This is a genomic window from Proteiniclasticum ruminis DSM 24773 (genome assembly GCF_000701905.1).
GTDB classification, from domain to species: Bacteria; Bacillota; Clostridia; order Clostridiales; family Clostridiaceae; genus Proteiniclasticum; species Proteiniclasticum ruminis.
The window spans coordinates 179360-192182 of sequence record NZ_JNKC01000006.1; the positions used below are offsets into that span (position 1 = coordinate 179360).

13 protein-coding genes are annotated in these 12823 nt (G+C 45.6%); 11 read left to right on the forward strand and 2 right to left on the reverse strand.

Annotated elements, in window-relative coordinates:
• Positions 1–72: 72 nt before the first annotated feature.
• Entirely contained in the window at positions 73–645 is a 573-nt protein-coding gene (locus T487_RS0109060) for a TetR/AcrR family transcriptional regulator (RefSeq protein WP_031576620.1), read from the reverse strand.
• Positions 646–819: 174 nt separating this feature from the next.
• Between T487_RS0109060 and T487_RS0109065 the strand changes: the two genes are divergently transcribed.
• From T487_RS0109065 to T487_RS0109085, 5 genes are all read left to right on the forward strand, one after another.
• The gene (locus T487_RS0109065) at positions 820–1398 is read left to right on the forward strand and encodes a DUF937 domain-containing protein (protein WP_031576622.1); all 579 of its coding nucleotides are present in this window, start codon (positions 820–822) and stop codon (positions 1396–1398) included.
• Positions 1399–1497: 99 nt separating this feature from the next.
• The gene (locus T487_RS0109070) at positions 1498–2223 is read left to right on the forward strand and encodes a DUF2161 family putative PD-(D/E)XK-type phosphodiesterase (RefSeq protein WP_051651627.1); all 726 of its coding nucleotides are present in this window, start codon (positions 1498–1500) and stop codon (positions 2221–2223) included.
• 578 nt (positions 2224–2801) lie between these two features.
• Complete coding sequence (locus T487_RS0109075) at positions 2802–4544, forward strand: ABC transporter ATP-binding protein (protein WP_031576626.1); 1743 nt, start codon at positions 2802–2804, stop codon at positions 4542–4544.
• Between the two features lie 30 nt (positions 4545–4574).
• Entirely contained in the window at positions 4575–6374 is a 1800-nt protein-coding gene (locus T487_RS0109080; RefSeq protein ID WP_031576629.1) for an ABC transporter ATP-binding protein, read from the forward strand.
• Positions 6375–6630: 256 nt separating this feature from the next.
• Entirely contained in the window at positions 6631–7452 is an 822-nt protein-coding gene (locus tag T487_RS0109085; RefSeq protein ID WP_031576631.1) for an MBL fold metallo-hydrolase, read from the forward strand.
• A gap of 108 nt (positions 7453–7560) precedes the next feature.
• Here T487_RS0109085 and T487_RS0109090 read toward each other — a convergent pair whose 3' ends face one another.
• The gene (locus T487_RS0109090) at positions 7561–8181 is read right to left on the reverse strand and encodes a DNA-3-methyladenine glycosylase family protein (protein WP_031576632.1); all 621 of its coding nucleotides are present in this window, start codon (positions 8179–8181) and stop codon (positions 7561–7563) included.
• Positions 8182–8479: 298 nt separating this feature from the next.
• Here T487_RS0109090 and T487_RS0109100 point away from each other — a divergent pair, with 298 nt between their 5' ends.
• From T487_RS0109100 to T487_RS0109125, 6 genes are read left to right on the forward strand one after another with little or no spacing between them, the layout of a single operon-like run.
• A complete protein-coding gene (locus T487_RS0109100) occupies positions 8480–9202 on the forward strand; it encodes a CPBP family intramembrane glutamic endopeptidase (protein ID WP_051651628.1) in 723 nt (240 codons plus the stop codon).
• 12 nt (positions 9203–9214) lie between these two features.
• Entirely contained in the window at positions 9215–9880 is a 666-nt protein-coding gene (locus T487_RS0109105; protein ID WP_031576635.1) for a DNA alkylation repair protein, read from the forward strand.
• 54 nt (positions 9881–9934) lie between these two features.
• Positions 9935–10300, forward strand: coding sequence for a hypothetical protein (locus tag T487_RS0109110; RefSeq protein ID WP_031576636.1), 366 nt, complete (start codon positions 9935–9937; stop codon positions 10298–10300).
• Positions 10263–10727: a peptide-methionine (R)-S-oxide reductase MsrB gene (msrB, locus tag T487_RS0109115; RefSeq protein WP_051651629.1), complete on the forward strand. Its 465-nt coding sequence runs from the start codon at positions 10263–10265 to the stop codon at positions 10725–10727. Before T487_RS0109110 ends, msrB begins: the two co-directional genes overlap by 38 nt.
• Positions 10728–10776: 49 nt before the next feature.
• Positions 10777–11448, forward strand: coding sequence for a response regulator transcription factor (locus T487_RS0109120; RefSeq protein ID WP_031576639.1), 672 nt, complete (start codon positions 10777–10779; stop codon positions 11446–11448).
• 8 nt (positions 11449–11456) lie between these two features.
• Positions 11457–12809, forward strand: coding sequence for a sensor histidine kinase (locus T487_RS0109125; RefSeq protein WP_031576640.1), 1353 nt, complete (start codon positions 11457–11459; stop codon positions 12807–12809).
• Positions 12810–12823: the final 14 nt, after the last annotated feature.

A 12823-nucleotide genomic window follows, 5' to 3' on the forward strand; every position in this document is an offset into this window, starting at 1 on the left:
TTTCTTTTGAGGTCTCGTCACCCCTTGGAAAGCCGCGGTCAGCACCCCTTTCTTGATATATTTTAATGTCTTTTAGGAAGCTTTCAGCGCTTCCAGAATAAATGTGTGCAGTGTGCTTTTAGAAATCTCTTCCGTAAATCCTTTGGCTTCAGTAAGGTGTACCTGCTCCGCTCCGTGTTCCAGAAGCCCCACCAGATAATTGGCCAGATGGTCTGTTTCGTACACGTCCTTTAGAAGATGCTGCTCCTGATAATACCGGAGCTTCCCAGAAAGCCATGCATAATAAGGCTCATAAAGGAGCTCCCATTCTTTAAAAGAAGAGTAGTAGGCTGTGCCAGAATAGACAAACCCGATGAGCTTCTTATGTTTCCTGGTCATGGAGAAAGTCAGGTCCGTAAGACTTCTTAAAAATTCTTCCAGGGATGTTTCCGCTACATCAGGAAACTCCTTTGCTTCAGAGAGAAGATCTTCAATAATGGACTGGGCGATGCTGAGGACCAGGGCGCTTTTTGACTGGAAATAAAGATAAAAGGTGCCTTGGGCAACCCCTGCTTCTTTCACGATCTGGGATACGGATGTTTTCTCGAAACCTTGTTCGCCCATGAGATGAACAGCGGCATGGAGTAAAGCTTCTTTCTTGTTCATGGCAACTCCTCTTGCAGATGATTACTGAATGACTGTCAGTCATTTTCATTTCTATCATACCACAGAGTCGAATTTTGGTCAAAGATACCATAAACTTTGACACTTTGTTCATAGATTCTTTGGGAAAAAGAAAAGGCTCCCGTGCTATACTTTGGCTAAAGGAGATGATGTTTCATGGATTTATCAAACTTACTGGGTTCCCTTCTGTCGGATGGACAAACCATCGATGAGATTGCGAAAAAAGTGGGTGCAAGACCAGAAGAGGTGCAAAAAGCCGCAAAACTCAGCGTTCCGACTCTTGTGGAAGCACTGAATAAGAATGCCAAGGATGAGGAAAAGAGAGCTTCACTCAATAAAGCTCTGGAAGACCACAGTGAGGACAATGTGGAGGATCTTCAAGGCTTTCTTGGCAGTATGGATCTTCAGGACGGTCAGAAGATGCTGGGGCATATTCTGGGAGGAAAGAAAAATCAGGTGGAAAGCAGCATTTCCAAGAGCTCGGGTTTATCCTCCAGTCAGGTCACAGGACTTCTTGCCATGCTGGCTCCGGTTCTCATCGGCATGCTGGGAAAGAAGAAAAAGGAAGAGAATATCAGTAAAGACAGCCTTCCAGATCTCACGGGTTCTCTCGGAAAGATCTTAGGAGGCGGCAGTGGCAACGGCCTCATGGATATGGCAAAGAACATTCTGGATAAGGATCAGGATGGCAGCTTTGTGGATGACCTTATGGGGGGCTTCTTCGGGAAGAAATAAAATAGATCTGCTTTATCGTAAAGAGTTTTGATACGTCAGAGCTCTTTTCTTTTTTTACCCTTCCCTTGTATAATAGGAGTCATAAAGGGGTGGGATTCGTTGAAAGAAACAGACTTGTATATGCCGGTGAAAACCTATTTTGAGGACCGTGGTTTTCTTGTGAGAAGTGAGGTCCGAGACATTGATGTGGTGGCTGTGAAAGAAAATCTTCTGGTGGGCATTGAGCTGAAGAAAGGTCTTACGGTGGAGCTTCTGATCCAAGGAACTCTTCGGCAGAAAACCTGTGATCTGGTGTACCTGGCCGTGCCCAAACCCAAACGCGTGGTAAAAGACAGAACCTTTATGAATCTTCTCTATATGCTGAAACGCCTGGAACTGGGGCTTCTATATGTGGATATGGAGAAGGAGGAAGCGGTGGAAGTGCTGGAACCTTCACTCTATGATCTTCAAAAAGGAAAACGATCCAGCCTGAAAGAGAAGGTCCGGATTCTGAAAGAAACAGAGAAGAGATCGGTGGATGGAAATAAAGGGGGATCCAGAGGAAAAAAACTTTTAACCGCTTACCGGGAAGATGCTTTAAGGGCAGCTGCACTGATCCGGGTGAAAGGACATATTTCTCCCAAGGATCTCAAAGAAAGAGGACTGAAAGGAACGCTCTTATCGAAAAATTATTACCAGTGGTTTGAGAAAGTCGGACATGGAAAATACACCTTAAAAAGTACAGATGCCGTGGAGAAATCCTATGAATCACTTCTTCTGGGGTTTATTGCCGAGTATGAGAAAGAGAGTTCACTTCAGAAAGAACCGGTGGAGATGGACAATTGACCGGCTTGTCAAGGATTTTCACTTTAGATTCTGAAGAAGTCCTGGGAAAATCGTGGAAAAAGTTAGAAAATTCATTTTTGGGGGTTGTCAAGTCCTAAATGATGAATTATGATGAAAGAGGTCACAGAACATATGACAAACTGTGATACGACGAAAAGAGGAGGTTACGAACGTGATGATGAACAATACAGTTTTGAGAAATGCAAGTGTAGTATTTGGTCTTGACGCTATTGTTGCGCCTGTTTTTAGTTATACAATGAATTATACGGTATGTAACCTGAAGAGCACCTCTTTCGGAAGTCTTTGCTGAGGCAAAGGAATTTTGTAGATAGATGGAAGCCACAGGCTGCATAGCCTGTGGTTTTGTTTTTGTCCGGAATGAAGTATATTTTGTTTCTGGCATCATAAAGGAGCGGAGAAGCGATCGGTCTCCCTCATTTTACGCAAAACACGCAGGCAGTCTGCGTGTATTTTTTTACAAAATAAAGGGGGGCTGATGTTTTGAGAGCCCATGAATTTATTCATAGAAGTATTTATCACAGGAAAAGAACCGACAGAAGGAAAGGACGTGAAACCACATGAAAAAATTAACGAAATACCTGAAAGGATATGGACTGGTCTTTACCTTGGCCATTCTATCCATTGTGCTGGCCACAGTCATGCAGCTGGCAGTACCGATCCTTATCAAGTACGCCATTGACTCCATCGTAGGCGATGTGCCTGCAGGGAACCTGCAGTTCCTCATGGACGCTTTTGGCAAGAGTCTTTGGGGCGTGGTATGGATCATTGTCATCATGAGCTTATTCCGGGGAATCTTTATGTTCCTCAAGGGATATCTCTCCAGCTATGCTGCTGAGAATATTGCAAAAGAAATCAGAGAAAAGCTCTACCGTCAGATTCAGTATATGACCTTTGAACGTCATACCAGGAAAGAGACAGGGGATATGATTCAAAGATGCACCTCTGACGTGGAAATGGTGCGCCGGTTCATCGGTGTCCAAGTGGTGGACCTGGGAAGAATCATCTTCATGCTGGTCTTCACTTTGATCATCATGGGCACCATGAATGTGGAGCTGACGCTCTACTCCATGATCATGATTCCGATACTCTTTTTCTTCAGCTACATCTTCTTCACGAAGATTCAGAAGACCTTCAAAAAGTCTGATGAAGCAGAAGGCAGCCTCACCACGGTGCTCCAGGAGAATCTCTCCGGTGTGAGAGTGGTGAGAGCCTTCGGAAGAGAAGACTTTGAAATCGAGCGCTTCGATGAAGTGAACAAGAATCATAAGACTGTCACCTATAAACTCATTGAAACTTTAGCGGTGTTCTGGGCATCCTCAGACCTTCTGACCCTCATGCAGAACGGGATTGTTCTCGTCGTGGGCGCAGGTATGGTCATCCGGGGAGAGCTCACCATTGGAACACTTACGGCTTTCATCACCTATGTATCCATGCTTTTATGGCCGGTGAAGCAGCTGGGCAGACTTCTCAGCGAGTTTGGTAAGACCACCGTGGCCCTGGACCGTATCGAGGAGATTCTCTCTGAAGAGGTGGAAGAGGACAAGGAGTTTGAAAGAACACCGGAGATTGAAGGGAATATTTCCTTCAGCCATGTGAGTTTTGCTTATGACGCCCATCAGAAAGTCTTAAATGACATCTCCTTTGAGGTGAGAAAAGGACAGACCCTTGGCATCTTAGGATCCACAGGATCCGGAAAGTCCACCCTCGTGCATCTTCTTCAGAGGCTCTATGACTATGAGGGAAGCATCAAAGTGGATGGACATGAACTGAAGACTATAAAGAGAGGCCACATCCGAAAGAACATCGGTCTTGTGCTTCAGGAGCCGCACCTTTACGCGAAAACCGTCAAGGAGAACATCGGCATCACCAAGAGAACCTACAAGGAAAATGACATCTTCGATGCAGCCAAGGCCGCATCCATCCATAACAATATCCTGACCTTCAAGGACGGATATGACACCATCATCGGAGAAAAGGGCGTTTCCCTTTCCGGTGGACAGAAGCAGCGTATCGCCATTGCGAGAACCATCATCGATGAGGACAAAAGAATTCTTGTTTTTGATGATTCCTTGAGTGCAGTGGACACTGAAACGGATCTTCGTATCCGTCAGGCGCTGAAAGAAAGAAGTAAAGACATCACAACGCTCATCATCAGCCACAGAATACAGACCTTGGCAGAAGCGGACCAGATCATCGTTCTCGATGAAGGCCGTGTGGTTCAGCAGGGTACCCATGAATCCCTCATCCATGAGGAAGGACTCTACAAGAGAATCTGGGATCTACAGCAGATGGCGATCTAAGAGCGTCACAAAAGGGGTGAACAAAACATAATGGAAGAACAAAAAGAAATGAAACTGAAGGTGGATAAGACCATCTGGAAAGAGATGTTCCGGTATCTCTCCATCTTCAAGAAAGACTTTCTCATTCTCTGCGGCTTTATGGTAGGGCTTGCGGGTATGGACATCGTCTTTCCACTTTTAACCAGATATGCCATCGATACTTTCGTGGCCAATGGAGACTACAAGGGACTCACCATGGTGGGCGTCCTCTACGGGATCCTTGCCCTGGGGCTTGGAATCATCGTCTTTCTCTTCATCCGCCATGCGGGAAAGATTGAGATGGGTATTGTCTACAAACTGAGAAAGGATGCCTTTGAGAAGCTTCAGAGACTGTCTTTCAGCTACTATGACAAGAATGCCGTGGGCTGGATGATTGCAAGAACCACCTCCGATGCCACAAAGATTTCAGAAACCGTGGCCTGGGGCGTGGTGGACCTGGTCTGGGGCGCCACCATGATGCTTGGTGTGTCTGTGGTGATGCTCCTCATCAACTGGAAGCTCGCTCTGGTGACCCTCATCACGGTGCCTGTCCTTGCGCTGGTCAGTGTCTTCTTTGAAAAAAAGATGCTGGTTTCCTACAGAAATGTAAGAAAGATCAACTCCAAGATCACGGGACTGTTTAACGATGGCATCGTGGGTGCAAAAACCACAAAGACGCTGGTCCGTGAGGAGCTTAATATTGAAGAGTTCCAGGACGTGACAAAGGATATGAAAAAGACGTCCATAAGGGCCGCCACGCTTTCAGCTGGGTATCTGCCCATGACGCTCTTCATCTCCGCAGTAGGGACGGTGCTGACGCTTCTTCTAGGAAGCAACTTCCTCATAGAGGGAACACTGACCTACGGTACGTTGGTTCTTTTTATCACCTATGCCCGTCAGTTCTTTGATCCGATTCTTGAAATTGCGAGAATCTACACGGAAATGATCGGTGCCCAGGCTGCTGCTGAACGTGTCATGGGTCTTCTCCATGAAAAAGAGGAGATTGTGGACACGGAAGCAGAAGACAAAGAGGACTATGGCAAGATCCATGGAGATGTGACCTTTGAGAATGTGAGCTTCTTCTATAAGGAAGGGGAATACATTCTTAAGAACTTCAACCTTCAGGTAAAATCCGGGGAAACCATTGCTCTTGTGGGCGAAACAGGATCCGGAAAAAGCACCATTGTGAATCTTGCTTGCCGCTTCTATGAGCCTTCCGAGGGGAAGATCCTCATCGACGGCGAAGACTATAAAAAGAGACCTCAGAGCTGGCTTCACCAGAACATCGGATATGTGCTTCAGGCACCGCACCTGTTCAGTGGAACCATCAAAGAGAACATCCGTTATGGTAAGCTTACTGCTACCGATGAGGACATCATCGAAGCGGCGAAAGTAGTTCATGCCCATGAATTCATCATGAAGCTGGAAAAGGGCTATGACACGGAAGTGGGTGAAGGCGGAGGCATGCTCTCCACAGGAGAGAAGCAGCTGATCTCTTTTGCTCGAGCCATCATCGGAAAGCCAAGACTCTTCTTCCTGGATGAGGCCACCTCTTCCATTGACACAGAGTCCGAGGCAAAGATCCAGAAAGCCATTGAAGAAGTGCTGGAGAACAGAACCAGCTTCATCGTGGCCCACAGACTGTCCACCATCAAAAATGCGGACAGAATCCTGGTCATCGACCAGGGAGAAATCCTTGAGGAAGGAAACCATGAGGAACTTCTCAAAAAGAGAGGACACTACTATGAGCTCTACACCAATCAGTTTGTGGAAGAAGCCGGTAGAGAAGTCTTGAAAGGGAAAGTTGTCTAGAAGAATCATTTGAACCCAGAATTATATGTTCATGGCAGTAGAAGTTCAGGCAGAAGACCCTAGAGTAAGAGAAGAAGCGAAGCGTTTTCGAATCTTTAGGTCAAAATAAAATAGAAGGAAGGATGGAGCCTCATGAACTTCATCTGTATCTTTCACTACATAAAGAATGAGTGCCCCAAATCTTTTGCGAAGAGCAGAAGGTTTGGGGTACAATAATTTTATGGAAGAGTAGAAGCGGAGACAGGGGGAGTATAGGATGAAAGTAACAGTGCTTCTGGAGAATGATCTGGAGAGGCAGGACCTGAAAAATGCCCATGGCCTCTCTTTCTATATAGAGACAGAGGAGAAAAAAGTTCTTTTTGATTTTGGACCTGATGATTCTTTTATGAGGAATGCAGAAAAGCTCGGTATAGATCTGAAAGAAGTGGATCTTGCAGTTCTGTCCCACGGACATCAGGATCATGGAGGAGGCCTTTCTGAGTTTCTGCATTATAATAAGAAAGCTAAGGTTTATATACAGGAAGAGGCCTTTCTTCCCCACTACTCCAAACGTGAAAACGGAGAGATGAATCCTCTTGGGATTGAAGAGACTTTGAAACATCATCCTCAGGTGGTTCTTTTGCAAGGAGACCATGTAATTTCTGAGAAGCTTCAGCTCCTATCGGTGGTAGATAGAAAGGATATGCTCCCGCCAGGAAATGAGACCCTTTATATGGAAAAAGGAGGAAAAATCCTTCCCGATGATTTTCAGCATGAACAGCATCTGGTGGTGAGGGAAGGAGAGAAGACCTACCTTTTCTTTGGCTGCGGCCATCAGGGAATTCTCAATATTCTCAGCACCATGGAAGACAAAGTAAACTGCAAAACAGATGCGGTCTTTGGCGGATTCCATATCAAGAAACCCTCCAAAGTGCATCCAGATCCTTTATATGTGGAGCATCTGGCGAGAAGACTTTCTGAAAAAGAAGTGAAGTATTATACCTGTCACTGCACCGGAAGAAAAATGTATGCAAAGCTCCAGGAGACGCTGAAAAAAGACATCGATTATGTGAGAACAGGACGGGTGGTGGAGATTTAGCTGGTGCATAGAATCAGATAAAGCAGCTCTTTTGTCCGGAACCATACCAGTAAATGATCATGATGAAAGGGAGAGAAGCCTGGGCTTGTCTCCCTTTCATGTTCATTCTTATTCTGGCAGTGCATAGTTCCCAGAAGAGATTTCCCAAAGATAGAGGGAAGCCAGGGTGCCATAGGGGGAGAACTTTTGCCGGTAGGTTTCAAAGATTTCCTTGGTGATGGTTTCATGGCCATAAAGCATCATGAGTCCTTTTCTGATGGCAAGATCTCCGTAGCTTAGGACATCTTTTCTCCCCATGGTGAAGATGAGAAGCATTTCTGCGGTCCAGGGACCAATGCCTGGAAACTTCACAAGCTCCTTTATGACCTCCTCATCTGAGAGGCCGTAAAGGTCCTCTAGAGAAATCTCTCTTTTTAGGACCATTTCTGCGGTGCCTTTCAGATAGCCCGCTTTCCGAAAACTGATGCCAAGACTTTGGATTTCTTCCAAAGTGGCCTCTGCGATGTGTTCAGGCGTGATGGCAGGAAAATAGTCAAGAAACCTTTTCCAGACGGTTTCCTGAGCTTTCATGGAAATCTGCTGGCCCACAATGTTATTGATGAGGCTCCGGAAAAGATCCTCATCGGTTTCTCTGGTGTAGAAGGGGAGAATCTCCATGGCTTTTGCCAGTTTCTCATCTCTCTTCTTTAAGTTTTCGAACTCATTTTTGCTGAAGGTTAACTTTCCCAAAACTGTTGTCTCCTTTTTCCATTGATTCCATTGTGGCAGCAAGATCCTTTGATCTCATTATATAGGTGTGGAGGTTCTAATAAAAGAGAAAGCAGTGGCTAACACCATAGAAAATCATGGGTTCTCACTTCTTAACCTGAATTTTGGAGAAAAAGAAGCGATTTCTATGAAATATAGCACTTCGGATGAAGGAGATAGCAAGAAAATAGAAATATATAGTGAAAAATAAAGGGTTTTTCTAGTTTGCAGGGAATAAAGAATAAAGAGAAGTCTGATTATTTTTGTGTGTGGAGGCGTCATGGGAGAAATATTTGGTAGAGAACGGAGACTGACAGAGGGAAGATGGATTGTAGCAATTCTTCTTCTAGGCAGTCTTCTGACATTTTTTGTGGATGCAATGTTTGATGTGGGGTATTGGGGGCGGTCGTTTTTCAAGGTGATTCTATTTTTAGGCATGCCTCTTGTGCTGCACTTTTCCTTTCATGAAGTGAATGTGTTCACGGTGCTGGAAACAAAGCGTGAAAAGGGCAGTTTCAGAAAATCGCTGCTTCTGGGGGCCCTTGTGTATGTGCTGCTTATGGGACTCTATCTCGTGGTGCAGCAGTTCATCTCTTTAGAAACCATCGAAGGCGCTATTTCGGAGAATTTCATGGTGGACCGGAATAATTTTGTGCTGGTGGCCCTATATATCTCCTTTGTGAATTCCTTTCTGGAAGAGTTTTTCTTCCGGGGCTTTGGGTATCTCAAGCTGAGAAGATCCTTTGGAAAAGGCAGTGCCTATGTGTTCTCCAGTCTCCTTTTTGCCCTGTATCACATCGGTATGGTGGATGGCTGGGCGAATCCTCTTATTACAGGACTGGCGATTCTTGGTCTGTTCTTGTCCGGCATCTTCTTCAATCTTCTGAATGATAAGAATGGCAACATCTATAACAGCTATATGGTGCACATGTTTGCAAATTTTGCCATCAACACCATAGGTCTTCATATGTTCGGCATCATTCATCTGCCCTTCCTAGGGTAAAGGAGAGATCTAATGGACGTGAAAAAACTGGAAATAATGCTGAGAGAGCGGAGAAATCCTGAAAATCAGCTGCCTATGGAGAAGTATATGAGAAACCAGTTTCCGTTTCTTGGCATCAAGACACCAGAAAGAAGAGCGATTCTGAAAGAGTTCCTGAAAGAGGAGCGGGATGCTTTTTTCCTGGAGGATGCAGAGTATCTCTACAGTCTTCCGGAACGGGAATTTAAGTATGCGGCCATTCATCTGCTGCAGAAGTTTCAGAAAGAGTGGACCTCTAAGGAACTTCCAAGGCTTCTCACCATGGCACTGACGGAGCCCTGGTGGGACACCATTGACAGTTTTGCTCCCAATATCTTTGGTCCCATGGCTCTTCGGGAAGAAGCGGTGAAAGAATCCATGCGAGCACTCATCTACAAAGAGAACCTCTGGAAAAAGAGAATTTCCATTCTCTTTCAGCTGAAGTACAAGGGCAAAATGGACGAAGATCTTCTCAAGGAAGCCATTTTGAGGAATCTTACCACAAAAGAGTTTTTCGTGGACAAGGCCATTGGATGGGTCCTTCGGGAGTATGCCAAGACCCATGAGGAGTTTGTCTTAGCGTTTCTGAAAACAGAAGGGCTTTCTTCTCTTTCCAGAAGAGAAGGAGGAAAGCATCTTTCAGATAAAATACTATGGTAAAATGGAAGTAAGAAAAAGATACATGTTGTCAGTTGGTGTTTAGGAGGGGTTATTGTGGCAGTGAGAAAAGAAAAAGAGCTTGAGGTGAATGTGCCTTTAGAGAAAGCTTTTCAGATGATAGAAGCGGAGTTCCGTAAAAAACAGGAGACGGTAATGGAGGAAAGAGAGCTGACGGAGACGGCAGGTTTTTTCAAAATTTTCTTCAAGAAATCCATGGTATCCAATGGAGAGTACCTCACGGTGAACCTGGAGAAACTGGACGAGGAGAAGCTGAAGCTTTCCATGGTATCCGAATCCAAGGTGGAAAAGACCGTTCATGACTGGGGTAAAAACGAAAAGAACATGAGACTGATTTTAGAAATTTTAGGAGTGGTGAAAAAGGATGAAAAGAAGGGAGTATATTACCCGGGACGAAGATGAAGTAAGAAAAGAGCTCACAGAGCTTCAGATCCATGTGACACGAGAAAAGGGCACAGAGATGCCTCACAGAAATGAATATGACCAGAACTTTGAGGATGGCATCTATGTGGACCTTTATACAGGGGAGCCTCTATTCTCAAGTCTTGACAAGTATGATGCAGGCTGCGGATGGCCAAGCTTCACAAAACCCATTGAAAAGCGGGTGGTGAAGGAGAAGGCGGATTTCACCTATGGCATGCACCGTATTGAAGTGAGATCTAAAGGTTCGGATGCCCATCTGGGTCATGTGTTCACAGATGGCCCTAAAGAAAAGGGAGGGCTCAGATATTGCATCAACTCTGCCGCCATGCACTTCATTCCCAAGGAGAAGCTGGTGGAGGAAGGATATGAGGAGTATCTGGATCTTTTTGAGGAAAGTGATAAATAGACGGCACAGGTTGTGATAGAAGAATCACATAAGTACTGGAGGTGCAGGTGTGAAAAACATACTGATTGTGGAAGATGAAAGAAGACTGGCAAGATTCATGGAGCTTGAGCTGACCCACGAAGGCTATAATGTGGAAATTGTGGCAGATGGGCAGAGTGCTTTGATGAATCTCATGAACAAGGAATACGATGTGATGCTTCTGGATCTCATGATTCCCATTGTGGATGGCATTGAGGTGACCAAACGGGCCAGAACCTTTACCGATATTCCCATCATCATGATTACAGCAAGGGATGGGCTGGAAGATAAGGTCAAGGGATTTGACATCGGGGCAGATGAATATATGACAAAGCCCTTTGAGATGGAAGAGCTTCTTGCAAGGCTCCGGGCACTGTTCCGCAAAAATGAGCCCAAGGAGAAAGAGACCAAAATCTTAAGCTTCAGGGGCCTTACGGTGAACCGGGAGAACTATGAAGTGCTCCGGGATGGGGAGAGAAAAGAGCTCACAAAGAAAGAGTTTGATCTTCTTAGTTACCTTCTGGAGAACCAGGGCATCGTCCTGACCCGGGAGAAAATACTGAACAATGTCTGGGGATTTGATTTTGAGGGAGAAACCAACGTGGTGGATGTGTACATCCGTTTTCTCAGAAGCAAACTGGATGACGGCTATGAGGACAAGCTGATTCACACCGTCCGAGGAGCCGGATACATCATCCGCTAGGTGACGTGATGAGACGATTGAAACTGTCCACAAAAATCACTTGGAACTATGCACTGATCTTTACGAGTATTCTTCTGATCATCAACCTGGCTGTTTTTTTCAGCACTCAGCTCTACAACAGGCTCAGTGCGAACAATGAGGTGGAGCAGCTGGCAGAATCTCTCGAAGAGAGGCTTCTTAGTGGAGAAGCGCTTTCCCGAGCGATGTTCCTGGAAGAAGGAATCCTTTATCCTCTCTATGCGGAGGCGGAGTCCGGAGGCGTTCTTTTAAAATCAGAAGATCTTCTGACCCTCACCAATCGAGAAGAATGGTTTATTGAAAGAACACTAGGAGAGGAGCTGAAAAGCTCGGATGATCTTGTCATTGAGGAGCTTCGTGTGGCTGCTCCTTTGGGCATTGTCACTTTAAGGGTGGTGAAGGATCTTTCGGTCTATCATTTTATGAATTCTGTGACTTTGGTGACCCTCATCATCGCTTCTCTTTTGGGGATTCTGGTGAGCTATGTGGTGGGATACTTCATGTCCAGACAGAGTTTTCAGCCCATCCTTGCCATGACCAAATCTGCTGCAGCCATCGGACCCTCAAATCTACATGACCGCATTGAGGTGCCTGAGGTGAAGGATGAGCTGAAAGAGCTTTCTGAAACCTTCAATGGTCTTTTGGACAGAATTGATGATGCGTATTCAAAGCAGGCTCAGTTTGTATCGGATGCGTCCCATGAGCTGAGAACTCCTCTTACGGTGATCAAAGGCTATAACGATCTTTTGAACCGCTGGGGAAAGGACGATCCAGAAATCCTGTCGGAAGCCATCGAGGCCATTCGGCTGGAAACAGACAATATGAGCATGCTGGTGGAGAATCTGCTGTTCATTGCAAAAGGTGAAAACAGGAAGATGAAACTGTCTCCTGGGGCTTTTTCTGTGAAGGAGCTTCTTACAGAAACGGCCAAGGACTTTTCTCTCAGTGTGCCTAGCAGAGTGTTTCAGGTGGAGGCCGAGGAATTTGTGGTGACGCAGGACCGTAGAATGATCAAGCAGCTTTTGAGAATCTTTCTTGAAAACAGCGTGAAATTCACCAAAGAAGGCAGCACCATTACACTGCGTACCAAGGAGATGGGAGACAGGTATTGTCTCCAGGTGGAGGATCAGGGAGAAGGCATTGCCAAGGAAGATCTTAAGAATGTGTTCGAACGTTTTTATGTGGGAGAAAAAGCAAGGACCAAGGACAAGGCTGGTTCGGGCTTAGGTCTTTCCATCGCAAAATGGATTGTGGATACCCATGGGGGAACGGTACAAGCAAAGAGCACCCTTGGGAAAGGTACCACCATGGAAGTGGAGCTTCCAAAAATCATGCAGATCTAAGCAGCAAAATTTGC